Annotated in this window: 24 protein-coding genes (1 of these 24 running past the window's edge); 23 read left to right on the top strand and 1 reads right to left on the bottom strand. The window is 40.7% G+C overall.

Annotated features, from left to right (window positions below; all coding sequences use genetic code 11):
* The 8 genes from QS39_RS03095 to pcp all read left to right on the top strand — a co-directional run.
* Positions 1–800: the 3' portion of a glutamate-cysteine ligase family protein gene (locus tag QS39_RS03095; RefSeq protein WP_077804603.1), read on the top strand. Its footprint begins 478 nt before the window's first position; only the last 800 of its 1,278 coding nucleotides appear in the window; its start codon lies beyond the left edge, outside the window; its stop codon occupies positions 798–800.
* 75 nt (positions 801–875) lie between these two features.
* Entirely contained in the window at positions 876–2,360 is a 1,485-nt protein-coding gene (gene thrC, locus QS39_RS03100) for a threonine synthase (RefSeq protein ID WP_077804604.1), read from the top strand.
* Positions 2,361–2,420: 60 nt separating this feature from the next.
* Positions 2,421–3,701, top strand: a complete 1,281-nt coding sequence (locus QS39_RS03105) for an MATE family efflux transporter (RefSeq protein ID WP_077804605.1) — start codon at positions 2,421–2,423, stop codon at positions 3,699–3,701.
* A gap of 3 nt (positions 3,702–3,704) precedes the next feature.
* Positions 3,705–4,328, top strand: a complete 624-nt coding sequence (locus QS39_RS03110) for an HAD family hydrolase (protein WP_077804606.1) — start codon at positions 3,705–3,707, stop codon at positions 4,326–4,328.
* A 162-nt stretch (positions 4,329–4,490) separates the two neighbouring features.
* A complete protein-coding gene (locus tag QS39_RS03115) occupies positions 4,491–5,696 on the top strand; it encodes a LysM peptidoglycan-binding domain-containing protein (RefSeq protein ID WP_077804607.1) in 1,206 nt (401 codons plus the stop codon).
* 318 nt (positions 5,697–6,014) lie between these two features.
* Positions 6,015–6,440: a MarR family winged helix-turn-helix transcriptional regulator gene (locus tag QS39_RS03125; RefSeq protein ID WP_180374990.1), complete on the top strand. Its 426-nt coding sequence runs from the start codon at positions 6,015–6,017 to the stop codon at positions 6,438–6,440.
* Between the two features lie 10 nt (positions 6,441–6,450).
* A complete protein-coding gene (locus tag QS39_RS03130; RefSeq protein ID WP_050283542.1) occupies positions 6,451–6,813 on the top strand; it encodes a DUF1304 domain-containing protein in 363 nt (120 codons plus the stop codon).
* A gap of 112 nt (positions 6,814–6,925) precedes the next feature.
* Entirely contained in the window at positions 6,926–7,570 is a 645-nt protein-coding gene (gene pcp / locus QS39_RS03135) for a pyroglutamyl-peptidase I (RefSeq protein WP_023945695.1), read from the top strand.
* Positions 7,571–7,596: 26 nt separating this feature from the next.
* Here the strand turns inward: pcp and QS39_RS03140 are convergent, their stop codons facing one another.
* Complete coding sequence (locus tag QS39_RS03140) at positions 7,597–8,454, bottom strand: DUF975 family protein (protein WP_033675856.1); 858 nt, start codon at positions 8,452–8,454, stop codon at positions 7,597–7,599.
* A 116-nt stretch (positions 8,455–8,570) separates the two neighbouring features.
* On the opposite strand from QS39_RS03140, the gene tgt reads away from it, so the two are divergent.
* From tgt to QS39_RS10985, 15 genes are all read left to right on the top strand, one after another.
* Positions 8,571–9,713, top strand: coding sequence for a tRNA guanosine(34) transglycosylase Tgt (gene tgt, locus QS39_RS03145; RefSeq protein ID WP_001285237.1), 1,143 nt, complete (start codon positions 8,571–8,573; stop codon positions 9,711–9,713).
* 112 nt (positions 9,714–9,825) lie between these two features.
* Positions 9,826–11,643: an acyltransferase family protein gene (locus QS39_RS03150; RefSeq protein WP_077804609.1), complete on the top strand. Its 1,818-nt coding sequence runs from the start codon at positions 9,826–9,828 to the stop codon at positions 11,641–11,643.
* Positions 11,644–11,794: 151 nt separating this feature from the next.
* Positions 11,795–12,946: an N-acetylglucosamine-6-phosphate deacetylase gene (gene nagA / locus QS39_RS03155; protein ID WP_001134549.1), complete on the top strand. Its 1,152-nt coding sequence runs from the start codon at positions 11,795–11,797 to the stop codon at positions 12,944–12,946.
* 162 nt (positions 12,947–13,108) lie between these two features.
* A complete protein-coding gene (locus tag QS39_RS03160) occupies positions 13,109–14,167 on the top strand; it encodes a zinc-dependent alcohol dehydrogenase family protein (RefSeq protein ID WP_077804610.1) in 1,059 nt (352 codons plus the stop codon).
* A gap of 149 nt (positions 14,168–14,316) precedes the next feature.
* Positions 14,317–14,682 carry a DUF1033 family protein gene (locus QS39_RS03165; protein ID WP_000286409.1) on the top strand — a complete coding sequence of 122 codons (366 nt, stop codon included), beginning with the start codon at positions 14,317–14,319 and terminating at the stop codon, positions 14,680–14,682.
* Between the two features lie 76 nt (positions 14,683–14,758).
* Positions 14,759–15,700 carry a competence type IV pilus ATPase ComGA gene (comGA, locus tag QS39_RS03170; protein ID WP_077804611.1) on the top strand — a complete coding sequence of 314 codons (942 nt, stop codon included), beginning with the start codon at positions 14,759–14,761 and terminating at the stop codon, positions 15,698–15,700.
* Positions 15,648–16,664, top strand: coding sequence for a competence type IV pilus assembly protein ComGB (gene comGB / locus QS39_RS03175; RefSeq protein WP_077804612.1), 1,017 nt, complete (start codon positions 15,648–15,650; stop codon positions 16,662–16,664). Before comGA ends, comGB begins: the two co-directional genes overlap by 53 nt.
* Position 16,665: 1 nt before the next feature.
* Positions 16,666–16,989, top strand: a complete 324-nt coding sequence (gene comGC, locus QS39_RS03180; protein WP_000738641.1) for a comG operon protein ComGC — start codon at positions 16,666–16,668, stop codon at positions 16,987–16,989.
* Positions 16,952–17,386 carry a competence type IV pilus minor pilin ComGD gene (gene comGD, locus QS39_RS03185; RefSeq protein ID WP_164925504.1) on the top strand — a complete coding sequence of 145 codons (435 nt, stop codon included), beginning with the start codon at positions 16,952–16,954 and terminating at the stop codon, positions 17,384–17,386. The genes comGC and comGD overlap by 38 nt, the downstream gene beginning before the upstream one ends.
* Entirely contained in the window at positions 17,349–17,651 is a 303-nt protein-coding gene (gene comGE / locus QS39_RS03190; protein WP_257617683.1) for a competence type IV pilus minor pilin ComGE, read from the top strand. Before comGD ends, comGE begins: the two co-directional genes overlap by 38 nt.
* Complete coding sequence (comGF, locus tag QS39_RS03195; protein ID WP_077804615.1) at positions 17,614–18,075, top strand: competence type IV pilus minor pilin ComGF; 462 nt, start codon at positions 17,614–17,616, stop codon at positions 18,073–18,075. The genes comGE and comGF overlap by 38 nt, the downstream gene beginning before the upstream one ends.
* Positions 18,053–18,466: a competence type IV pilus minor pilin ComGG gene (comGG, locus tag QS39_RS03200; RefSeq protein WP_077804616.1), complete on the top strand. Its 414-nt coding sequence runs from the start codon at positions 18,053–18,055 to the stop codon at positions 18,464–18,466. The genes comGF and comGG overlap by 23 nt, the downstream gene beginning before the upstream one ends.
* Before the next feature lie 32 nt (positions 18,467–18,498).
* Positions 18,499–19,086, top strand: a complete 588-nt coding sequence (locus tag QS39_RS03205; protein ID WP_180374991.1) for a class I SAM-dependent methyltransferase — start codon at positions 18,499–18,501, stop codon at positions 19,084–19,086.
* Between the two features lie 465 nt (positions 19,087–19,551).
* Complete coding sequence (locus QS39_RS10980) at positions 19,552–20,775, top strand: accessory Sec-dependent serine-rich glycoprotein adhesin (RefSeq protein ID WP_077804617.1); 1,224 nt, start codon at positions 19,552–19,554, stop codon at positions 20,773–20,775.
* A 112-nt stretch (positions 20,776–20,887) separates the two neighbouring features.
* On the top strand, positions 20,888–24,742 hold a 3,855-nt coding region (locus QS39_RS10985), incomplete at its 3' end, for a Rib/alpha-like domain-containing protein (protein WP_180374992.1).

The raw sequence follows: 24,742 nt of genomic DNA on the forward strand, positions 1-24,742 counted from the left end.
TTACTAAATCAGATTTACATCATTTCCCTGAATACGGAGCGTTTATTTGTGGGAGTCAGGTTCAGTTGGATGTTTCAAAGTCTAACTACTTACGAGTGATTAATGCTTTTACCCAAATTGAAGCGGCTAAGGCTTATTTATTTGCCAATTCTGAGTTTTCGGGTGCAGATTGGGATACGAAAATTTCAAGAGATATTTTCTGGGAAGAATCGATGCATGGTATCTATTCAGAAAACGTCGGGGTCAATGCTAGACTCTTTAAAGATGAGGATGATTTTTTTGATTATCTAGATTATTCTGCAATTTTTACTGCGGAACGTGATGGACAAACCTATTATTTTTATCCGATTCAGGCTAGGGACTATTTGGCTACACCTGAAATCCAAGCATTTTCTCTGAATGGGGATGAGGTTCTTATTTCCCCTCAAGAGAAGGATTTTGAAACTCATCGTAGTTATCAGTACCAAGATTTAACGGCTCGAGGAACAGTTGAGTTTCGTAGTGTGTGTACTCAGCCTCTTGATAGTACTTTTGCTTCTGCTGCCTTTCACTTGGGATTGTTGGTTAATTTAGAAAAGTTAGAAGCTTACTTAGAAACAGCACTTTTCTTTAAAGCATTTGGGCGAAATTATAAGTTTTTAAGGCGACAATTTTCTAAGAAAAAGCTTACAGATCAGGAAGAAACTGCGATTATAGAGTTTTCAAAAGACTTACTCTTGCTAGCTGAGGAAGGGCTAGTGATGAGAAATAAGCAAGAAATGATCTATTTACTGCCTTTGAAAGAAGAATTGAGCCTATAATTTTTCTTATAAAGGGAGAATTTTCTGAACAATCATGATATAATGGAAGAGACTATAGATAAAGGATAGAGAGTAATGACATTAGTTTATCAATCAACGCGTGATGCCAACAATACAGTAACTGCTAGCCAAGCAATTTTGCAAGGTTTGGCAACGGATGGTGGTTTGTTTACACCGCTTACTTATCCAAAGGTAGATTTGGACTTTGACAGATTGAAAGATGCTTCTTATCAGGAAGTTGCTAAGATTATTTTGTCAGCATTTTTAGATGACTTTACAGCTGAAGAGTTGGACTACTGTATCAACAATGCCTATGATAGCAAGTTTGATAATCTAGCTATCGCACCATTAGTGAAATTAGACGGGCAATATAACTTGGAACTTTTCCATGGTTCAACAATTGCTTTTAAGGATATGGCTTTGTCAATCTTGCCATACTTTATGACGACTGCTGCTAAGAAACATGGCTTGGAGAACAAAATCGTCATTTTGACAGCGACATCTGGTGATACTGGGAAAGCTGCTATGGCTGGATTTGCCGATGTACCTGGTACTGAGATCATCGTCTTTTATCCAAAGGATGGTGTCAGCAAGGTACAAGAGTTGCAAATGACCACTCAAACTGGCGACAATACTCATGTTATTGCTATTGATGGTAACTTTGATGATGCGCAAACCAACGTGAAACATATGTTTAACGATGTAGCTCTTCGTGAAAAATTGGCTGCTAACAAGTTGCAATTTTCATCAGCTAACTCTATGAACATTGGTCGTTTGGTACCACAAATTGTTTATTATGTTTATGCCTACGCTCAGCTTGTTAAAACTGGTGAGATTGTAGTTGGTGATAAGGTCAACTTCACAGTACCAACAGGAAACTTTGGAAATATCTTGGCTGCCTTTTATGCTAAACAAATCGGTCTTCCAGTTGGCAAATTAATCTGTGCTTCAAATGACAACAATGTTTTGACAGACTTTTTCAAGACACGTGTTTACGATAAGAAACGTAAGTTTAAAGTAACAACTAGTCCATCTATGGATATCTTGGTATCTTCAAACTTGGAACGTTTGATTTTCCATCTTTTGGGTAATGATGCGGTTAAGACAGCTGAACTCATGAATGCCTTGAATACACAAGGACAATATGAGTTGACAGACTTTGATGCTGAGATTCTGCACCTCTTTGCGGCTGAATATGTGACTGAGGAAGAAACTTCGGCAGAAATCAAACGTGTTTATCAAACAGATGCCTATATTGAGGACCCACACACAGCTGTTGCCTCGGCAGTTTATAAGAAATACCAAGCTGCTACTGGAGATGCGACTAAGACAGTGATTGCATCAACAGCTAGTCCATACAAGTTCCCAGTGGTTGCAGTAGAAGCTGTAACTGGAAAACCAGGGCTTGGCGACTTTGAAGCCTTGGCTCAATTACATGAAATCTCAGGCGTTGCAGTACCACCAGCAGTTGATGGGCTTGAAACAGCTCCTGTTCGTCATAAGACAACTGTTGCAGCAACAGACATGCAAGCAGCGGTTGAGGCTTACCTAGGACTTTAAGACAGAGGGAGTAAACTCGGTTGGGAAACCAACTGAGTTTCTTTTCATCAGGAGGAAGGATTGTTTAAGAAAAATAAAGACATTCTTAATATTGCCTTGCCAGCTATGGGCGAAAACTTTTTGCAGATGCTCATGGGGATGGTGGATAGTTACTTGGTAGCCCACTTGGGTTTGATAGCTATTTCGGGTGTATCAGTAGCTGGCAATATTATCACGATTTACCAGGCGATTTTCATCGCTCTGGGAGCTGCTATTTCCAGTGTTATTTCAAAAGGTTTGGGGCAGAAGGATAAGGTTAAGCTAGCCTATCATGTGACTGAGGCGTTGAAGATTACCCTACTAGTAAGTTTCCTTTTAGGATCTTTGTCCATCTTCGCTGGGGAAGAGATGTTAGGACTTTTGGGGACGGAGAGAGATGTAGCTGAGAGTGGTGGACTCTACCTATCTTTGGTAGGCGGATCGATTGTTTTCTTAGGTTTAATGACTAGTCTGGGAGCCTTGATTCGTGCAACGCATAATCCACGTTTGCCTCTTTATGTTAGTCTCTTGTCAAATGCTTTGAATATTCTCTTTTCCAGTCTAGCTATTTTTGTTCTGGATATGGGGATAGCTGGTGTTGCTTGGGGGACTATTCTGTCTCGTTTGGTTGGTCTTGTGATTTTATGGTCGCAATTAAAGTTGCCTTTTGAGAAACCGATTTTTGGTTTAGATAAGGAACTATTGACCTTAGCTTTGCCAGCAGCTGGAGAGCGGCTCATGATGCGGGCTGGAGATGTCGTTATCATTGCCTTGGTCGTTTCTTTTGGAACGGAGGCAGTTGCTGGGAATGCAGTCGGAGAAGTCTTGACCCAGTTTAACTATATGCCTGCCTTTGGTGTGGCTACAGCAACAGTCATGCAAGTGGCTCGAGCGGTTGGAGAAGATGATTGGAAAAGAGTCGCTAGTTTGAGCAAGCAAACCTTTTGGCTCTCTCTGGTCCTCATGTTACCCTTTACCTTCAGTATCTATGCTTTGGGTATACCACTCACTCATCTCTATACAACTGATTCTCTAGCGGTGGAGGCTAGTGTTCTAGTGACACTTTTTTCACTACTTGGTACTCCTATGACGATAGGAACAGTCATCTATACAGCAGTCTGGCAGGGTTTGGGCAATGCTCGGCTTCCCTTTTATGCGACAAGTATAGGAATGTGGTTTATCCGCATTGGAACAGGATATCTGATGGGGATTGTGCTTGGTTGGGGCTTGCCCGGTATTTGGGCCGGAACCCTTTTGGATAATGGTTTTCGTTGGTTATTTCTACGTTACCGTTACCAGCGTTATATGAGCTTGAAAGGATAGGAAATGCAAAAAACAGCTTTTATTTGGGATTTAGACGGAACTTTATTGGACTCTTACGAAGCGATTTTGTCAGGGATTGAGGAAACTTTTGCTCAGTTTTCTATTCCTTATGATAAGGAGCAGGTGAGAGAATTTATCCTCAATTATTCGGTTCAGGATTTACTTGTGCAGGTGGCAGAAGAGAAAAAACTGGATGTGGAAGTGCTAAATCAGATGCGTGCCCAGAGTCTGACTGAAAAGAATGCCCAGGTAGTCTTAATGCCAGGTGCGCGTGAGGTGTTGAGTTGGGCAGACCAAGTAGGGATTCAGCAATTTGTTTACACTCATAAGGGAGACAATGCTTTTACCATTCTAAGAGACTTGGCTTTGGAGTCCTATTTTACAGAGATTCTAACCAGTCAGAGTGGCTTTGCGCGCAAGCCTAATCCGGAAGCGGCTACCTATCTGTTAGACAAGTATCAGTTGGATCCTGAGAAAACCTATTATATAGGGGATCGGACTCTGGATGTGGAATTTGCCCAGAATAGTGGTATTCAGAGCATTAATTTTTTAGAGTCGTCTTATGAAGGCAATCACAGGATTCAAGAGTTAGCAGATATTTCCCATTTTTTTAAGGCTGAGCGATAAAAAGATTGTGTCAGTTTTGTGACAGAGACCTAACAAACTATTTCAAGTAACAGAGTTTGTTACAAGGAATAGACAGTTTTGTTAAATAGGCCCGAGAGGGCTTTTTTTCTGCATTTTTTGTGTTATGATAGACAGGTACTCATTTGAAAGGAATTTGAAAGAATGAAGAAAAGAATATTATTAGCCTCAACAGTAGCCTTGTCATTTGCCCCAGTATTGGCAACTCAAGCAGAAGAAGTTCTTTGGACTGCACGTAGTGTTGAGCAAATCCAAAATGATTTGACTAAAACGGATAACAAAACAAGTTATACCGTTCAGTATGGTGATACCTTGAGCACCATTGCAGAAGCCTTGGGTGTAGATGTCACAGTTCTTGCGAATTTGAATAAAATCACTAATATGGACTTGATTTTCCCAGAAACTGTTTTGACAACGACTGTCAATGAAGCTGAAGAAGTAACAGAAGTTGAAATCCAAACACCTCAAGCAGATTCTAGTGAAGAAGTGACAACTGCGACAGCAGATTTGACAACCAATCAAGTGACGGTTGATGATCAAACTGTTCAGGTTGCAGACCTTTCTCAACCGATTGCAGAAGCGCCAAAAGCGGTAGAAACTACAAGTACAAAAGAAGTAGCAACAAATTCAGAAGTTGCAGAGACAGTTGCTACTGTAGAAGAAGTAGCACCATCTACAAATACTTCAACGTCAGAGGAGCAAACAGCCGAGACAAGCAATGCAGTTGTAGAGGCAGCTCCTCAGGCAACAATTCCAGCTGAGAAAGAGGAAACACAAGCCAGCCCTCAAGCTGTTTCAACAGTGGAAGAAACTACAACTCCAGTAGAAGAAAAAACAACAGAAACAACTGCAACAAGTTCAGAAAAAGCAAAAGAAGTAGCATCATCAAGTGAAGCTATAGCAGCAGTTTCTACTTATCAACCAGAAGAGAAGAAAACAGTTTCAACAACTTACGCAGCTCCAGCTGCGCCCGATTATGCTGGACTTGCGGTAGCGAAATCTGAAAATGCAGGCCTTCAACCACAAACAGCTGCCTTTAAAGAAGAAATCGCCAACTTGTTTGGCATCACATCCTTTAGTGGTTACCGTCCAGGAGATAGTGGAGATCACGGAAAAGGTTTGGCTATCGATTTTATGGTACCAGAAAGCTCAGAACTAGGGGATAAGATTGCGGAATACGCTATTCAAAATATGGCTAGCCGTGGTATTAGTTATATCATCTGGAAACAACGTTTCTATGCTCCATTCGATAGCAAATATGGACCAGCTAATACTTGGAACCCAATGCCAGACCGTGGTAGCGTGACAGAAAACCACTATGACCACGTTCACGTTTCAATGAATGGATAAACCAGACTTTGTAATATCATTTTGACGAATGAGATCTAGCTTTCGTGATAGGAAGCGAGTCTCGTTCGTTTTTTGTTTGTCATACTCTTCGAAAATCTCTTCAAACCACGTCAGTTTTATCTGCAATCTCAAAGCTGTGCTTTGAGCAACCTACGGCTAGCTTCCTAGTTTGCTCTTTGATTTTCATTGAATATCAATATGGATGGAAAATGGAAGTTACCATTTTGTAATGATTGAAGCAACATTCTTGCAATTTATTTTACTTTGCATTATGATTGACTAATCAACTATTGATGAGTCAATCGAAAGGAAGAAGACATGATAGAGATTCAAGATTTACTGTATCAACTCCGCTTGTCTGAGCAAGCGAGTACGCAATTGTTTGAAAAAAGGCTTGGGATTAGTTTGACACGGTATCAGATTTTACTGTTTTTGCTGGAGAATTCTCCCTGTAATCAAATGGGAGTTCAGGAGCGTTTGAAGATTGATCAGGCTGCTTTGACCCGACATTTCAAGATTTTGGAAAAGGAAGGTTTGGTGGAGCGTCATCGTAATCCTGAAAATCAGCGAGAAGTGTTGGTAGAAGCTACGAAGTATGCCAAGGAGCAGTTAGTAGTGAATCCCCCTCTGCAACATATCAAGGTTAAAGAAGCGATAGAAAGTATCTTAACAGAGTCTGAAAGAACAGAACTCAGCCGTTTATTAAATAAATTGGTTTTGGGTATTGAAAATATAGAAATTTAAGGAGAAATAGATGTCAATTATGACAATCATTTTAGCAACGATTGTTGCTTTGGAGCATTTTTACATTTTTTATTTGGAAAGTATTGCAACGCAATCAGATGCGACTAGTCGTGTCTTTAACATGGACAAGGAAGAACTGGCTCGTCCGTCAGTAAGTTCATTGTTTAAAAATCAAGGGATTTATAATGCTCTGCTAGGAGTCTTTCTCCTGTATGGGATTTATTTCTCACAGAATTTAGAAATTGTGACTATTTTTGTCTTATTTGTGATTGGTGCTGCGGCTTATGGCTCTCTAACAGCGGATAAGAAAATTATTTTGAAGCAAGGTGGACCAGCTATTTTGGCCTTGATTAGTATTTTTCTCTTTAAATAAGTTCAAAGGTCAATCTTAGTCTCGCTAGTCCTTTTCACTCCAGAAGAAGAGAAATATGTTATACTTGTTTTTAAGAAAAAAGTCTCATTGAATTAGTTTTGAGGAGTTAGAAATGAAAGTATTAGTGACAGGTTTTGAGCCCTTTGGAGGGGAAAAGGTCAATCCAGCTTTGGAGGCCATTAAAGGTTTGCCATCTGAAATCCATGGCGCTGAGGTCAGCTGGCTAGAAGTACCAACAGTCTTTCACAAATCGGCCCAAGTATTGGAAGAAGAGATGAGTCGTTATCAACCTGACTTTGTCCTTTGTATCGGCCAAGCTGGTGGAAGATCTAGCTTGACGCCTGAACGAGTGGCCATTAACCAAGACGATGCACGCATTCCTGATAATGATGGTAACCAACCGATTGACCTTCCTATTCGCCCGGATGGTGCTTCGGCCTACTTTAGTAATTTGCCGATTAAAGCGATGGTTCAAGCTATAAAAAAAGAGGGATTGCCGGCCTCTGTTTCCAATACGGCAGGGACTTTTGTCTGCAATCATTTGATGTATCAGGCCCTCTATTTGGTAGAAAAGAAATTTCCACATGTTAAGGCAGGTTTTATGCATATTCCTTATATGATGGAACAGGTGGTGAATCGACCGACTACCCCAGCTATGAGTTTAGTGGATATTAGGCGAGGGATAGAAGCGGCAATCGGCGCCATTATCGAACATGGAGATCAGGACCTCAAGTTGGTAGGCGGAGAAACTCATTGATAGAAAAAAGCTTGAGGGAACAACCTTCAAGCTTTTGGACGTTTTCGAGCCAGTACTGCTCGATAGAAAATTATTTTATTGATTTGAATGTAGGGTAGGAGTGAAAAACTAGCAATTCCAAAGGTAATCCAATTGAGGAAATACCAAGGAAGGAGTTGTAGGTCTAGAATAAAGCGCTGAATTTTGTAACCTTTCATTAAGAAACGGCTGGTTTTAAGGATTTGTCCTGGTTTGGCTTGTCCTAAGTCTAGGGTGTCACAGAGGAGAAATTCTACCTGCGAATAGGCATAGTATTGTGGAATATAGAGACTATTTCCGACAATCATCAAGAGGATACTTGCTAGAAAATAGAGACCAAAGGTCATGAGGAAACGCTCCGTTTCAACTGACGAGAGATCCAGATTGGGAAATTCAGGATGGATTGCAACGAATTTCTTTGCTAGAAAGCTACTGTAAAAAAGGAGGTAAATCCCAAGCAAACTAGGAATGCTCCATAAGAAGAGATAGAAACGTTTGAGAAGTAGAGTCAAAAAGGTTTGTGAAAAGTGTACTTCGTTAAAGAGAGTAAGACTATTTTTGACGGATAGTTCTGTATCTGGATTCTTGATGAGTTTTAGGGTTGTATAGACTGAACTGGTTAGAAGAATAGCTCCGATAAAGGAGACTAATAGTGGAAAAAGGTAGGCTTGGAATACATGGCCAAACACGCTTACAAAGGGTTGTTCTAAAACACTCTCGTTGATGCGCTCTAAGGGATTGAGGAAGCCAGACAAGATGACCAGTATACTAGGTAAGAGATAGACGAGAAAGAGGCGGGGATTTTCAGATTGAAATTGTCTAGCCTGCAGACGAACGGTTTTTAAATCAATTTTTGGGTATTTCATTCTCTCATTATACCATAGTTCGTGACAGTTCCAGCTTTTTTTGATAAAATCATACAGTATGCCCTTGGGCACAAAGTATGAACTGGGACTGTCTTTCCCAGCTTCGGAGGTAAAAAATGTCAGATTCACCAATCAAATACCGTTTGATTAAGAAAGAAAAACACACAGGAGCTCGTCTGGGAGAAATCATCACTCCCCACGGCACCTTCCCAACACCTATGTTTATGCCAGTTGGGACACAAGCCACTGTCAAAACTCAGTCGCCTGAAGAATTGAAGGAGATGGGTTCGGGAATTATCCTGTCAAACACCTATCATCTCTGGCTTCGTCCTGGAGATGAACTCATCGCACGCGCAGGTGGTCTCCACAAGTTCATGAATTGGGACCAACCAATTTTGACAGATAGTGGTGGTTTTCAGGTTTATTCCTTAGCAGATAGCCGTAATATCACAGAAGAAGGTGTAACTTTTAAAAACCATCTCAATGGTTCTAAGATGTTTCTATCACCGGAAAAAGCTATCTCTATTCAGAACAATCTAGGCTCAGATATTATGATGTCCTTTGACGAATGTCCTCAGTTTTATCAACCATACGACTATGTTAAGAAATCAATCGAGCGTACCAGTCGTTGGGCTGAGCGTGGTTTGAAGGCTCATCGTCGTCCGCATGACCAAGGGTTATTTGGAATTGTGCAAGGGGCAGGATTTGAAGACCTTCGTCGCCAATCGGCTCATGACCTTGTCAGCATGGACTTCCCAGGCTACTCTATCGGTGGCTTGGCAGTAGGAGAAACCCACGAAGAGATGAATGCTGTCTTGGACTTCACAACCCAACTGCTTCCTGAAAATAAACCTCGCTATTTGATGGGTGTGGGAGCACCAGATAGTTTGATTGATGGGGTGATTCGTGGTGTAGATATGTTTGACTGTGTCTTGCCGACTCGAATCGCTCGTAATGGGACTTGTATGACCAGTCAAGGTCGTTTGGTTGTCAAAAATGCTCAGTTTGCTGAGGACTTTACACCACTGGATCCTGAGTGTGATTGCTACACATGTAAGAACTATACACGCGCCTACCTTCGTCACCTGCTCAAAGCTGATGAAACCTTTGGTATTCGCTTGACTAGCTACCACAATCTTTACTTCTTGCTTAACCTGATGAAGCAAGTGCGACAAGCCATCATGGATGACAATCTCTTGGAATTCCGTGAGTATTTTGTTGAAAAATATGGCTATAATAAATCAGGACGTAATTTCTAAAATGGAATTGATATAAGCTAAAAATCCAGCTAAAAATCCTAAGTTTTCTCTTGGGATTTTTCTTCTTTTTTTGATAGAATAAAGTGTACAATGAAAGGAAGAATAAACTCGTATGCGCATTAAATGGTTTTCCTTGATTAGGATTACAGGTTTACTTTTGGTACTCTTGTATCACTTCTTTCAGACCATCTTTCCTGGAGGATTTTTCGGGGTAGATGTCTTTTTCACATTTTCAGGTTTCCTGATTACAGCTCTACTCATCGAAGAATTTTCTAAAAATCATGAAATTGATTTGGTTGGATTTTTTAGGAGACGCTTTTATCGTATCGTGCCACCTGTGGTTTTGATGGTCTTGGTAACCATGCCCTTTACCTTTCTAGTTCGCCAAGATTATGTGGCTGGAATTGGGGGTCAGATTGCTGGTGTTTTAGGCTTTATGACCAACTTCTATGAACTTCTAACAGGTGGGAGTTATGAATCACAGTTCATTCCTCATTTGTTTGTTCATAATTGGAGCTTGGCTGTTGAGGTACACTACTATATACTCTGGGGATTGGCAGTTTGGTTCTTATCCAAGCAGTCTAGGTCAAATGGTCAGTTGAGAGGGATGGTTTTTCTCTTATCAACTGCTGCCTTCTTGATTAGTTTCTTCTCCATGTTTATTGGTAGTTTTCTAGTAACCTCTTATTCCTCTGTTTACTTCTCCAGTTTAACTCATGTCTATCCATTCTTTTTGGGAAGTATCCTAGCAACGATTGTAGGCGTTCGTCAGACGACTTCCCTCGTCAAGCAGTTGAATAAAATCTGGGATTTACGAAAGACCCTGTTGATTTTTGCAGGAGGTTTTGGCTTCTTACTCATTTTGACCTTCTTTGTCAAATTTACCTATCTCTTTGCTTATCTTATCGGCTTCTTGCTTGCCAGTCTTGCAGCCCTTGCTATGATTCTGGCGGCGCGTGTCTTACATGAAAAGACACATCATATACAGGAGCCAAAAATTATCAGCTTTTTAGCAGATACTAGCTATGCAGTTTATCTCTTCCATTGGCCTTTCTATATCATATTCTCACAGTTGACATCAAATCTTTTTGCTGTGTTACTGACTTTGATTTTTTCTTATGGATTTGCCAGTCTTTCATTTTATGTATTGGAGCCGTGGATTGCAGGCAAGAACACACCTGTTTTACAAACTCTTCGTCCCCTGCCTTATATTCACGCAATTCTTGCAACAAGTACAGGAATCTTGGCCTTCATTGTCTTCTTAGTGACTTTGTTGGCACCACAAGTGGGAGCGTTTGAGACAGACTTGACTGTCAATGGTTTGAAGCAAGCTGCAACAAATATTAGCCAAACCAAGGTGATGACAGAACGGGCAGAAGCTGATAGTTTAGGAATTGCTGATGGCACTATGTTAATTGGTGACTCAGTGGCTTTAAGGGCAAATACAGCCCTGCAGACAGCCCTTCCTGGAGCACAGATTAACGCGCAGGTCAGCAGAACAACCAAGACTGCCAATGAAATCATGCTAAATAATAGCCAGAATAAATTTTTACCTAAGATGGTGGTCATTGCAACAGGGGTAAATAATCCTGAAAATTACAAGGAAGATTGGGATAGTATCGTGAAAAATCTTCCTAAGGGCCACCATATGGTTTTGGTGACTCCTTATGAGGGAGATAAGACAAAAGAGACCTATGCAATCGTTGAGAAGGCTGCTGCCTATATGAGAGAATTGGCAGAGAAGACTCCTTATATCACGATAGCAGATTGGAATCAAGTTGCTAAGGAACATCCAGAAATTTGGACTGGGACAGACCAAGTCCATTTTGGAAGTGACACTAGCAAAATTGAAGCCGGAGCAAAATTGTATGCAGAGACCATTGCTACAGCCTTGCAAACAGCTAAAGACAAGCCAGTCAAATCAAAATAACGTGTATTAAAAAGAGAAGAGTTGGAGAAATCCAGCTCTTTTAAAATATCTCTAGAAAATAGGTCTATACCATTTACAAATGAATCAGAAAGGTTTATAATGTAATTGACATAATAAATATCAAAAGTAATCTTTTAAGGAGGTCATTATTATGCCTAATTACGTTAAAGCGGATCAGTTTTTCTATCCATTTGGCATTCGTCGCGGTGGGTACTTAGAACTTGTTGATGGCAAATTTGGGAAACATGTGGATCAAATTCCTGAAGGAGCAGAGGTTCTTGACTATACTGGTTATAGCATTGCACCAGGTCTTGTGGATACTCATATTCATGGATATGCAGGTGTAGATGTAATGGACAACAACATTGAAGGTACATTGCATACTATGAGTGAGGGACTTCTTAGTACCGGTGTTACCAGTTTCTTGCCCACAACTTTAACAGCCACTTATGAGCAATTGCTTGCAGTCACTGAAAATCTTGGAAACCATTATAAAGAAGCAACAGGTGCTAAGATTCGTGGGATTTATTATGAAGGTCCATATTTCACAGAAACTTTTAAGGGTGCACAAAATCCAACTTATATGAGAGACCCGGGTGTTGAGGAGTTTCATTCTTGGCAGGATGCTGCAAAAGGGATGCTAAATAAAATCGCTATTGCACCAGAACGTGATGGGGTGGAAGATTTTGTACGTACTATTACAGGTGAAGGTGTGACAGTTGCACTTGGACACTCAGATGCGACATTTGAACAAGCTAAAAAGGCAGTTGATGCTGGAGCTAGTGTATGGGTACATGCCTATAATGGGATGCGTGGTTTAACACACCGCGAACTAGGTATGGTAGGAGCTATGTATGAGCTCCCACATACTTATGCAGAATTGATCTGTGATGGTTATCACGTAGATCCAAAAGCTTGTGAGATTTTACTTAAGCAAAAGGGGACAGAAAACATCGCTCTTATTACGGACTGTATGACAGCTGGTGGGCTTGAAGACGGTGACTATATGTTGGGAGAATTCCCTGTTGTAGTAGCAAATGGAACTGCACGTCTCAAATCTACTGGTAATTTGGCAGGTTCTATCCTCAAACTTAAAGATGGTATGAGAAATGTAGTCGAGTGGGGTATTGCAAATCCACACGAAGCGGTCATGATGGCCAGCCTTAACCCAGCAAAATCTGTTCACATTGATGATGTCTGTGGCCAAATCCGTGAAGGCTATGACGCGGACTTTATCGTATTAGATAAAGATTTGGAATTGGTAGCAACCTATCTAGATGGTGTGAAACGTTATCAAGCATAAGAGAGAAAGCAGGAGTTAGAGACTAGCTTCTGCTTTTTTATCTATATTTCTTTACCGGTTAATAAAAAAGTTAAAAAAATCACAAAAAATCTTGAACAAACAAATGAAAAGGCTTACAATTACATTATAAATAGTACAAATAAAAAAACGGAGGAGTGCTTTATGAAAGCCTATACTTATGTTAAACCAGGACTTGCTTCTTTTGTTGACGTTGACAAACCAGTGCTTCGCAAGCCAACAGACGCTATTGTGCGTATCGTAAAAACCACTATTTGTGGAACAGACCTCCATATTATCAAAGGGGATGTTCCTGCTTGCCAAAGTGGCACCATTCTTGGTCACGAAGGGATTGGGATTGTTGAAGAAGTTGGAGAAGGAGTTTCGAACTTCAAAAAAGGCGACAAGGTCTTGATTTCTTGTGTCTGTGCCTGTGGTAAATGCTACTACTGTAAAAAAGGAATTTATGCCCACTGTGAAGACGAAGGGGGTTGGATTTTCGGTCACTTGATTGATGGTATGCAGGCTGAATATCTACGTGTCCCTCATGCAGATAACACTCTTTACCATACTCCAGAAGACTTGTCAGACGAAGCCTTGGTTATGCTATCAGACATTCTGCCTACTGGATATGAAATTGGTGTCTTGAAAGGGAAAGTAGAACCTGGTTGCAGCGTAGCCATTATTGGTTCAGGTCCAGTTGGTTTAGCAGCTCTTTTGACAGCTCAATTCTATTCACCAGCTAAATTGATTATGGTGGACTTAGACGATAATCGCTTGGAAACTGCTGTATCATTTGGTGCGACTCATAAGGTTAATTCTTCAGACCCTGAAAAAGCCATTAAAGAAATTTATGATTTGACAGATGGTCGTGGTGTGGATGTTGCTATCGAAGCTGTTGGTATTCCTGCAACATTTGATTTCTGTCAAAAGATTATCGGTATAGACGGAACAGTTGCCAACTGTGGTGTGCATGGTAAACCAGTTGAATTCGATTTAGACAAACTTTGGATTCGCAACATCAATGTAACAACTGGTTTGGTATCTACAAATACCACTCCACAATTGTTGAAAGCTCTTGAAAGTCATAAGATTGAACCAGAAAAATTGGTAACTCATTATTTCAAACTCAGTGAAATTGAAAAAGCTTATGAAGTTTTCAGTAAGGCAGCAGACCACCATGCAATCAAAGTCATTATCGAAAATGATATTTCAGAAGCTTAAGTAGTAAAAACATTTTGGAACATAAGCAAATAGAAATTCAGTCATCATAAGATGGCTGGATTTTTTATCAAAAAATTAAGAAATGAGCATATTTCTTTCCTTGTTTGTCTGAATTGGTTATAATATACGGTACAAAGGAATGAATGAATATGTATCGTGTTATAGAAATGTACGGAGATTTTGAACCTTGGTGGTTCTTAGAAGGTTGGGAAGAAGATATTGTAGCAAGTAAGAAATTTGACCAGTATTATGATGCTCTCAAATACTACAAAACTTGCTGGTTTAGATTGGAACAAGAATCCCCTCTTTATAAAAGTAGAAGTGATTTGATGACCATTTTTTGGGATCCAGAAGACCAACGCTGGTGTGATGAATGTGACGAGTATTTACAACAATACCATTCTTTGGCTCTTTTACAGGATGAGCAGGTTATTCCAGATGAAAAACTACGCCCAGGCTATGAAAAACAAACAGGTCAGGAAAGGCACCGTTCTTGCCGTATGAAATTAAAATAGAGGAAAAGTAACTTTTTTGGAGTTGCTTTTTTTATTTTTCCAAATCTTTGCGAATAGTATAGGTGAGGAGGTAAGTATGGTTCAAGAAATTGCACAAGAAATCATTCGTTCGGCTCGGAAAAAAGGGGCGCAGGATATTTATTTTGTTCCTAAGTTAGACGCTTATGAGCTTCATATGAGGGTCGGAGACGAGCGCTGTAAAATCGGTTGTTATGATTTTGAAAAGTTTGCGGCCGTCATCAGTCACTTTAAGTTTGTGGCGGGTATGAATGTTGGAGAAAAGCGACGTAGTCAACTTGGTTCCTGTGATTATGCCTATGACCAGAAGATGGCATCTCTACGTCTATCTACTGTAGGCGATTATCGAGGACATGAGAGTTTAGTCATTCGCTTGTTGCATGATGAGAAGCAGGAGTTGCATTTTTGGTTTCAGGATATTGAAGAACTGGGCAAGCAGTACAGGCAACGGGGACTTTATCTTTTTGCTGGTCCAGTCGGAAGTGGCAAGACGACCCTGATGCACGAATTAGCCAAGTCCCTATTTAAAGGACAGCAAGTCATGTCCATTGAAGATCCTGTCGAAATCAAGCAGGACGACATGCTTCAGTTGCAGTTGAACGAAGCAATCGGGTTGACCTATGAAAATCTCATCAAACTTTCTTTGCGTCATCGACCAGATCTCTTGATTATCGGAGAAATTCGAGACAGCGAGACGGCACGTGCAGTAGTTAGAGCTAGTTTGACAGGGGCGACAGTCTTTTCAACCATTCACGCCAAGAGTATCCGAGGTGTTTATGAGCGTCTGCTGGAGTTGGGTGTGAGTGAGGAGGAATTGGCAGTCGTTCTGCAGGGAGTCTGCTATCAGAGATTAATCGGGGGAGGAGGAATCGTTGACTTTGCAAACAAAGACTATCAAGAACATCAGTCAACTAGCTGGAATAAACAGATTGACCAGCTTCTTAAAGATGGACATATCACAAGCCTTCAGGCTGAAACGGAGAAAATTAGCTACAGCTAAACAAAAAAATATCATCACCTTGTTTAACAATCTCTTTTCCAGCGGTTTTCATCTGGTGGAGACCATCTCCTTTTTAGATAGGAGTGCTTTGTTAGATAAGCAGTGTGTGGCACAGATGTGCACAGGTTTGTCTCAGGGGAAATCATTCTCAGAAATGATGGAAAGTTTGGGCTTTTCAAGTGCTATTGTCACTCAGTTATCCCTAGCGGAAGTCCATGGAAATCTCCACCTGAGTTTGGGAAAGATAGAAGAGTATCTAGACAATCTTGCCAAGGTTAAGAAAAAATTAATTGAAGTAGCGACCTATCCTTTGATTTTGCTGGGATTTCTTCTCTTAATTATGCTGGGACTACGGAACTATCTACTACCACAACTGGATAGTAGTAATATCGCCACTCAGATTATCGGTAATCTGCCACAAATTTTTCTAGGCATGGTAGGGTTTGTTTCCATACTTGTCCTTTTAGCACTAACTTTTTATAAAAGAAGTTTTAAGATGCGCGTCTTTTCTATCTTAGCACGCCTTCCCTTTCTTGGAATCTTTGTGCAGACTTATCTGACAGCTTATTATGCGCGTGAGTGGGGTAATATGATTTCTCAGGGGATGGAACTGACGCAGATTTTTCAGATCATGCAGGAACAAGGTTCCCAACTCTTTAAAGAAATCGGTCGAGATTTGGCTCAAGCCCTACAAAATGGTCAGGAATTTTCTCAGACTATAGGAACCTATCCTTTCTTTAAGAAGGAGTTGAGTCTCATCATCGAGTATGGGGAAGTCAAGTCTAAGCTGGGGAGTGAGTTGGAAATCTATGCTGAAAAAACTTGGGAAGCCTTTTTTACCCGAGTCAACCGCACCATGAATTTGGTGCAACCACTGGTTTTTATCTTTGTGGCACTGATTATCGTTTTACTTTATGCGGCAATGCTCATGCCCATGTATCAAAATATGGAGGTAAATTTTTAACATGAAAAAAATGATGACATTCTTGAAAAAAGCTAAGGTTAAAGCTTTTACACTTGTGGAGATGTTGGTGGTCTTGCTCATCATCAGCGTGCTTCTATTACTCTTTGTACCTAATCTGACCAAGCAAAAAGAAGCAGTCAACGACAAAGGAAAAGCTGCTGTTGTTAAGGTGGTGGAAAGTCAGGCAGAGCTTTATAGCTTAGATAAAAATGAAGATGCTAGCCTAAGCAAGTTACAAGCAGATGGGCGAATCACAGAAGAACAGGCTAAAGCTTATAAAGAATACCATGCTAAACAAAATACCAGTCAAACCGTTGCAGATTAAGGCCTTTACCATGCTGGAAAGTCTCTTGGTTTTGGGTCTTGTGAGTATCCTTGCCTTGGGTTTGTCAGGCTCTGTCCAGTCCACTTTTGCAGCGGTAGAGGAGCAGATTTTCTTTATGGAGTTTGAAGAACTCTATCGGGAAACCCAAAAACGCAGTGTAGCTAGTCAGCAAAAGACTAGTCTAAACTTAGATGGGCAGACGATTAGCAATGGCAGTCAAAAGCTGACAGTTCCTAAAGGAATTCAGGCACCATCAGGCCAAAGTATTACATTTGACCGAGCTGGGGGCAATTCGTCCCTAGCTAAGGTTGAATTTCAGACCAGTAAAGGAGCGATTCGTTATCAATTATATTTAGGAAATGGAAAAATTAAACGCATTAAGGAAACAAAAAATTAGGGCAGTGATTTTACTGGAAGCAGTAGTTTCTTTAGCTATCTTTGCCAGCATTGCAACCCTCTTTTTGGGACAAATTCAGAAAAATAGGCAAGAAGAAGCAAAAATCTTGCAAAAGGAAGAAGTCTTGAGGGTAGCTAAGATGGCTTTGCAGACAGGTCAAAATCAAGTAAACATAAATGGAGTTGAGATTCAGGTGTTTTCTAGTGAAAAGGGATTGGAGGTCTACCATGGTTCAGAACAGTTGTTGGCTATCAAAGAGCCATAAAATCAAGGCTTTTACCTTGTTAGAATCCCTGATTGCCCTCATTGTCATCAGTGGAAGCTTACTTCTCTTTCAAGCCATGAGTCAGCTCCTTATTTCAGAAGTTCAATACCAGCAACAAAGCGAGCAAAAGGAGTGGCTCTTGTTTGTGGACCAGTTGGAGGCAGAATTAGATCGTTCGCAGTTTGAAAAAGTGGAGGGAAATCGCCTCTATATGAGGCAGGATGGCAAGGAAATTGCGATAGGTAAGTCAAAATCAGATGATTTTCGGAAAACCGATGCCAGTGGACGAGGATATCAGCCTATGATTTATGGCCTCAAATCAGCTCAGATTACAGAGGAGAATCAACTGGTTCGCTTTCATTTTCAGTTCCAAAAAGGCTTAGAAAGGGAGTTCATCTATCGTGTGGAAAAAGAAAAAAGTTAAGGCAGGTGTTCTCCTCTATGCGGTCACCATAGCAGCCGTCTTTAGTTTTTTGTTACAATTTTACTTGAACCGACAAGTTGCCCACTATCAAGACTATGCTTTGAATAAAGAAAAATTGGTTGCTTTTGCTATGGCCAAGCGAACCAAAGATAAGGTTGAGAAAGAAAGCGGGGAACAGACCTTTAACCTAGGTCAAGTAAACTATCAAAACAAGAAAACAAGCTTGACGACAGTAGTTCGTACATCCAAGAGTCAATATGAGTTCATATTTCCTTCCGTCAAAATCAAAGAAGAGAAAACAGATAAAAAGGAAGAAGTAGTGACTGATTCAAGTAATCAAGCAGAGAAGAAAAAATCAGAAGAGAAGGTCGAAAAGAAAGATAATTCTTAGCCAATCAAGCTACTTTGTGTTAAACTAAAAGCATGAAACATGATTTTAACCACAAAGCAGAAACTTTCGATTCCCCTAAAAATATTTTCCTTGCAAACTTGGTTTGTCAAGCAGTCGAGAAACAGATTGATCTTCTATCAGACAAAGAAATTTTGGATTTCGGTGGAGGGACGGGGCTATTAGCCTTGCCTCTGGCCAAGCAAGCCAAGTTCGTTACTCTTGTAGACATTTCTGAGAAAATGCTGGAGCAAGCTCGCTTGAAAGCGGAGCAGCAAGAAAGTAAGAATATCCAGTTTTTGGAGCAAGATTTACTGGCAAATCCCTTGGAGCAAGAGTTTGATCTCATTGTTGTTTGTCGGGTTCTTCATCATATGCCTGATTTGGATGCGGCTCTCTCACTGTTTCATCAACATTTGAAGGAAGATGGACAACTCTTCCTTGCTGATTTTACCAAGACAGAAGCTAACCATCATGGATTTGATTTAGCTGAACTGGAAAACAAGCTAATTCAGCACGGTTTTTCATCTGTGCATAGTCAGATTCTCTATAGCGCTGAAGGCCTGTTTCAAGGAAATTACTCAGAACTCTTTTTAACAGTAGCCCAAAAATCACTCGCCTAGTCAGGGAGTGATTTTTTTAGGTACGACGGGCATGACGTTCATCTGAGGTGTGAGTCCTCCGTGGGTCTCCGCTACCGGTGAACCAAATAGCGATTCCAAAGTCTGATTATCATGAGCTAGTAGAGGGAGGAAGGGATAGCGAAATCGTGGCTCTACGAACAGAAAGAGCAGAGAAAGTTGTATACAGTTTTGAAGTCTTTTACCTGTTTTTCTAGTTTTATACAGAAAATATACACACTCTATCCGATATATATATATATATATATATTAAATAAAGCGATTTGCTGATTTTATTACTATTTTTGGAGTGGTTTGATTTACAACAATATCAATGTTAGATATCCTTATACATAGAAATGAATAATAAAATTTTTTTATCATGAACGTATATTGAGTTGACTTAATATATTCAAAGAAGTAGAATATAATTAGGAAAAAATATCTTTTTAGAAGAAGGAGTAAAATATGTTTTTTAGACGCCAAGAAGGTGAATATAGAGAGACGGATCGTGTGACCCGTTTCAAGTTGATCAAGTCGGGTAAGCATTGGTTGCGTGCCTCGACCTCTCAATTTGGCCTCTTTAAAGTCTTGCGTGGTGGTGTAGATGCTGCTCAGGTAACAACTGAAGTTATCGAAGAGCAATCAGCAAATACACTAACAGGATTGGATATCCTGAAAGGGCTAGCCGCAGCAGGGACGGTACTTGGAGGAGCAGTTGCAACACAAACAACTGTTTATGCCAATGACGCTCTTGAAAAGACAGTAGAGTCAAATCAAACACTTGCGAATACAGACACAGTAACTTTGGGAACAGTAAAAGATCAGGAGGGGGCTCAAGCCGACAGCCTATCAGTTTCTGTCAGCCAAAGCCAGTCCTTGTCTGAGGAAGCTTCCAAGAATGCAAGTAAACATCTTTCAGAAAGTGAAAGCCAATCAGTAAGTACTTCAACAAGTGCTTCTGTATCAGCAAGTACGTCAGCATCAACAAGTGCTGTAGCCTCTGCATCTGCAAGTACATCAGCTTTAGCAAGTGCTTCTCAATCACAAGCTGGAGTAACTTCTGAACTTGCAAAACCAGTAGCATCAGAAACAGCTTCAAACAAAGAGACATCTGTTCGTAAGGAAGATGCAGCTAATGCGACAGCTGGCGCAGCTCTTTCAAAAGTTATCACTGAAAGCCTCGCATCTCTACAAGCGGTTGAAAATCGTTTGAGTCAAATCACATCAACGACTTCAAGTTTGGTGGATACGACGACAACAGCTGCCGTAGCGACTACAGTATCTGCTGAGAGTAACAAAAAAGCTGAAGAAGACCGCAAACGTCTGTCTAAAATCTCAGCTTCTATGGGTGAATACCTAGCTAAGTCTATCGGTCTACCAAACACAACCGAAGCCGTTGCTAAGGTGAATGCTGCTGTAACAGCTATCGAAGAAGCGCTGAAAAATCCAAATGCGGATCTAACAGATGTTATCAAGCAAGCTACATCTGCGCAAAACTCAATCGTTAACGCTGTCCTCCGTGCTAATAACGGTAAACGTAGTGTGCTAAATGGTAGACAGATGGAGCGAGGAGTTAGCTTTAGGGAGGTAGCGCCTGAGAATAGCAATCCAACATTTTTAACAGCCTCTGTTGGATATGTTGTTCCAAAATCTGAGGCAACTGACCATAATTCCAAAGCTAACATATAAAGAGGGGACATATCTTTATGCTACCGAGGGAAGAACAGGGAATGGAAAAGCGCCTGGAGCCGCTAATACTGCCACTCGTGTTCTTGTCCAAAACATTGGTGACCAAGTATTAATGACTGCCACTCGTACTGGTAGGATAACTCAATGGGAAGTTACATTTAATAACGGAGGAGAACCTCACGATAATCCTTATTTTTACTTTACTGTTCCAAAAGGGCATAACATTACCCATATGGAAGTTTTGCAAAAGGATGGAAAAAATCAGCCTTGGAGACAATTGGGAGTTAGCAATGGCAACGGTGCGTTCCTAAAAAATTCTAAGAGTGAATTTCTTTTAGCAGCAATCGGTAATGCTCAGAATAATCAAGGTGGTTCATATTATGATGGTGTAGCTGGTGTAGGTCCTAGTGGGGTCGGTAGAGGATCTCTCACTAGTTTAAGAGACTTTGCTTTTAATAATCCAGAAGTATTTTATCAGACAGATAAAATATCGGATAAGATTAAAAAAGATGGTGATTTTGCTTTTAACTCTATTGAGAATGCGACAGCGAATATCTATGCCCTCCATCCTAAGGGAAGTGCCCGTTATGAAGGATATAAAATAAAATATACGACAGATAGTCCAGAAGATACCAATGATTTTTATATGGCTGGTTTCCGTTCCTTGGAAAATTCACGTCATAGAAACTACCTACAAATGAATGGCTCTCAAGAACGGTATCGGTTGGAATTGAAATCAGGCATACCATCTACTTTTTTGAAATGGGCTGGTGGATTAGGACATTTAGCCCCAAACGACATTTCTACGATTGCGGATGTTTATGATAAAGAAACAGGTCAAAAAACACCTCTTAAAAGTGGGGATACTACTTATGAGATTGAAGGTGTCTCCAAGGATAGTAACTTCATTAAATATGATGCTGCTAATAAACGAAATGGTATTGTACTAGGTAAAGGTGAGTATAGACTTAGTGCGAAAAATTCAAATGGTGCGTCTTATAAACTTCCATTTAAGATTGTAACGCAGTCCGATGTTTACGAACCTGTAATCAATCAGTCACAGACTACTCGTCAAATGTCCAAAGGGCAGGTGGTAACTGCGGCGTCTGTTATTCAAAAATTTGATGATAAATCTTCAACTATACCAGGATTTTTAAGGCCGGAGGAACCAGATGAGTATAAGAATTCTGTGAACGACGGTCCTGGAGGCTCAGATGTTATTCCGACAACCACACCGATTACTTCTGGTGTAGCTACTGAAGAAAAGCTACACGTTCAGAGAGTTGAATGGGTTGGTGGTAGCAATGAGATTGGTTCAGGAATAGGGGAAAATATGGCTGTTAAAGCCAGAGTGGATGGGAAAGAAGTCTACTTATCCGTACCTGATAATATGGATATCTCACGACTGGGAGATGAACTGACTAATGCTGATAAACAGGCGATCCTTAAGTACAATGATTTAGATGGAAAAGCTACGATTACTGGAACTAAAATAGGACTAAGTAAGCAACTCAGAACGATATATAAAGATAATGTGGGTGGCGATTCAGTCGATGTTTCGGAAGTATTCTTTGAAAATGTTGCTAAGGCTACTGCAACAGCTCCTCATGTCGATCCTAAGAGTGATGGTAGTGTAGTTGTTCGTCCTGAAGCGAACAATGATAAGATAAATATATCTTATACACCGACTACGTCTACAACTGCTAACACTCCTACTCAAATTACGATTAAAAAATCTGGAACTGCATGGGAAAGTAGCGATCCTCTTCCAGCTGGGGTGACTTTAGATAAATCGACTGGTAATGTGACTATTTCCGAAGAGGCAGTCAAAGATAACACTCCAGTTAATGCAACGTCTTATAACTTTAACTCAGCTGGAGCGACAACCACTGCTACTGCGAAGGCACCGTATAGAGCTAAAACAGATCGTTTTTATGCCGTTGAAGGAGAAAATCCTAGTCAACTCAACGCTCGTGACTTTGTTGTAGATGGTGATGGTAGAGCCCTACCTTCAAATACCAACGTTACTTGGAAAAATGGAGCTCCAGATTTATCTACACCTGGTGATAAAACAGCAACCTTGCTCGTTACTAAAGGAAATGAGACTAAGGAAGTTGAGTATAAATATACTGTTTATCCAAAGATTGAGACAAAAACCGCGAATGGAGTCACAGGTAAGTTCTTTGCATTTAAAGGAACGCAAGGATCAGGCCTTAGTAGAGTCGACGGAGGCTGGGCTAACAACTATGGTAGAAATATAGAGCTATATACAAATCTCAGTGATTTGAAGGCTAAAAGTGAGGTTAAATGGTTCTATAAGTATCGTTTAAATGGTACAGATCCGGAGAAAACAACTGCTGTTGGCAGAGACACGTTTGGTGAAGTATGGTATACAACCAAGGAGAATTCAAGTTGGCCGGATCCTGTAAGTCACAAGACGACCTATACTGTGACAGCTGTCTATCCAACAGGTCGCTTCGGAACTCCATCAACTAACGATCGGGCTCTGACAAGCGAAACAACATTTGACTATACGGTAGTTGATCCAGTAGCCAAGCAAGAGTATGTTACAACAGTTGGGAATACAGGACCTTTGAATGAGATTATTAATGACCCAGGCAAGGCGATTAAGAATTCTAGAGATGGTGTGTCGATTCCTAGTGGTCCAGAGGAAGCTACCAGAACTACCTACAGATGGGTATCTGCACCAGATGCTAGCACAGTAAGTACTCCAGGGATTTATAAGAAAGATGTCACAGTTACCTTACCTAAAGGAGCTCAAACTGGGGACAATAGTAGTGACACCGTTCCTGTAACCATCAAAGTTAGACCAAAACCACCACAAATCGCAGATAATCAAGTGAAGCTACAAGGAGGTCTGCCGAACCGTAGTATTACAGTTACAGATGTAACACCAGGAGCGACAGTGACCTTGACAATCGGTGATAAGACATTCACTAAGGAAGCTGGACCTAACGATACAAGGCTGACCTTCACGCCAAAAGATCTCGAAAAGGCTTACAATGCTAATAACGGCTTGCTTCCAACGGGAGACGTAACGGTTAAACAAGAGAAGATTGTAACGACTCCTGCTGGAGGCACAGAGACTCTTACTTCTGACCTAACTTCTACGAGTATTACTAAAGAAGATGTAGCACCAACTGTTACTTACACCGTTAAGGTTAATGGAAAGACACCGGAAAAAGATGGCGCAGGACGCTATAAATTCTATGCGGGTGATACGATTGAAGTAACCTTTACTGGTAAAGATAATAGTGGCAAGCTTGCTTCCTTGAAAATGCGAGGAAATGGTACGGATTTAACAGATTTCTTTGAGGGTAGAGCTGAATGGGGTAGTGGTAAAATTTCAAATATTACTACAACGACGAGTGATGATCGTACGACCATTACTGTGACAGCTACTGCAAATAGTAATCTTACTTATAGAGATGGTAATAGATGGTCTCGTCAGGTTGAGGCTATTGACCCGAGTGGAAATCCTGCTTCTGAAAACTTTGGAATCCAGCAGGATAAATTGGAAAACTTATTCAAGAAACCGGCAATCGCTGTTACTGAAGTGAAGAATAAGAATGCTTTAACGGATGCTGATAAAGAAAAAGTTAAAGAAGAAATTAGAAAAGCTCATGATAAGGTGATTCCAAACGGTCGCGAACGTATTTCAAGCATTGAAGTGGCTCCTAATGGTGTTGCAACGGTCTACTATAAGGATAATGCTAGAGTAGCGTCTGGTAGTCAACCATATGAACCAACTGTTTATAACCAAGATGCAACGGTTTCTGACAAAGTATATAAATCAGAATCAGCAAGCACAAGTGCCGTAGCGTCTACCTCAGCCTCAACAAGTGCGGTAGCGTCTACTTCAGCGTCAACAAGCGCCGTAGCATCTACATCAGCATCAACAAGTGCCGTAGCATCTACCTCAGCAAGCACAAGCGCAGTAGCCTCT

Source organism: Streptococcus mitis (genome assembly GCF_002005545.1).
GTDB lineage: Bacteria > Bacillota > Bacilli > Lactobacillales > Streptococcaceae > Streptococcus > Streptococcus mitis_I.

What these genes read in the sequence shown, in the direction of transcription:
- QS39_RS03150 (WP_077804609.1), top strand. Translation starts at nt 9,826, where the DNA reads ATGCGCATTAAATGGTTTTCCTTGATTAGGATTACAGGTTTACTTTTG.
- tgt (WP_001285237.1), top strand. Translation starts at nt 8,571, where the DNA reads ATGTCAGATTCACCAATCAAATACCGTTTGATTAAGAAAGAAAAACAC.
- QS39_RS03110 (WP_077804606.1), top strand. Translation starts at nt 3,705, where the DNA reads ATGCAAAAAACAGCTTTTATTTGGGATTTAGACGGAACTTTATTGGAC.
- QS39_RS03160 (WP_077804610.1), top strand. Translation starts at nt 13,109, where the DNA reads ATGAAAGCCTATACTTATGTTAAACCAGGACTTGCTTCTTTTGTTGAC.
- QS39_RS03115 (WP_077804607.1), top strand. Translation starts at nt 4,491, where the DNA reads ATGAAGAAAAGAATATTATTAGCCTCAACAGTAGCCTTGTCATTTGCC.
- comGC (WP_000738641.1), top strand. Translation starts at nt 16,666, where the DNA reads ATGAAAAAAATGATGACATTCTTGAAAAAAGCTAAGGTTAAAGCTTTT.
- QS39_RS03140 (WP_033675856.1), bottom strand. Translation starts at nt 8,454, where the DNA reads ATGAAATACCCAAAAATTGATTTAAAAACCGTTCGTCTGCAGGCTAGA.
- QS39_RS10980 (WP_077804617.1), top strand. Translation starts at nt 19,552, where the DNA reads ATGTTTTTTAGACGCCAAGAAGGTGAATATAGAGAGACGGATCGTGTG.
- QS39_RS03130 (WP_050283542.1), top strand. Translation starts at nt 6,451, where the DNA reads ATGTCAATTATGACAATCATTTTAGCAACGATTGTTGCTTTGGAGCAT.
- pcp (WP_023945695.1), top strand. Translation starts at nt 6,926, where the DNA reads ATGAAAGTATTAGTGACAGGTTTTGAGCCCTTTGGAGGGGAAAAGGTC.
- comGA (WP_077804611.1), top strand. Translation starts at nt 14,759, where the DNA reads ATGGTTCAAGAAATTGCACAAGAAATCATTCGTTCGGCTCGGAAAAAA.
- QS39_RS03165 (WP_000286409.1), top strand. Translation starts at nt 14,317, where the DNA reads ATGTATCGTGTTATAGAAATGTACGGAGATTTTGAACCTTGGTGGTTC.
- thrC (WP_077804604.1), top strand. Translation starts at nt 876, where the DNA reads ATGACATTAGTTTATCAATCAACGCGTGATGCCAACAATACAGTAACT.
- nagA (WP_001134549.1), top strand. Translation starts at nt 11,795, where the DNA reads ATGCCTAATTACGTTAAAGCGGATCAGTTTTTCTATCCATTTGGCATT.
- QS39_RS03125 (WP_180374990.1), top strand. Translation starts at nt 6,015, where the DNA reads ATGATAGAGATTCAAGATTTACTGTATCAACTCCGCTTGTCTGAGCAA.
- comGD (WP_164925504.1), top strand. Translation starts at nt 16,952, where the DNA reads ATGCTAAACAAAATACCAGTCAAACCGTTGCAGATTAAGGCCTTTACC.
- comGF (WP_077804615.1), top strand. Translation starts at nt 17,614, where the DNA reads ATGGTTCAGAACAGTTGTTGGCTATCAAAGAGCCATAAAATCAAGGCT.
- comGE (WP_257617683.1), top strand. Translation starts at nt 17,349, where the DNA reads ATGGAAAAATTAAACGCATTAAGGAAACAAAAAATTAGGGCAGTGATT.
- QS39_RS03205 (WP_180374991.1), top strand. Translation starts at nt 18,499, where the DNA reads ATGAAACATGATTTTAACCACAAAGCAGAAACTTTCGATTCCCCTAAA.
- comGB (WP_077804612.1), top strand. Translation starts at nt 15,648, where the DNA reads ATGGACATATCACAAGCCTTCAGGCTGAAACGGAGAAAATTAGCTACA.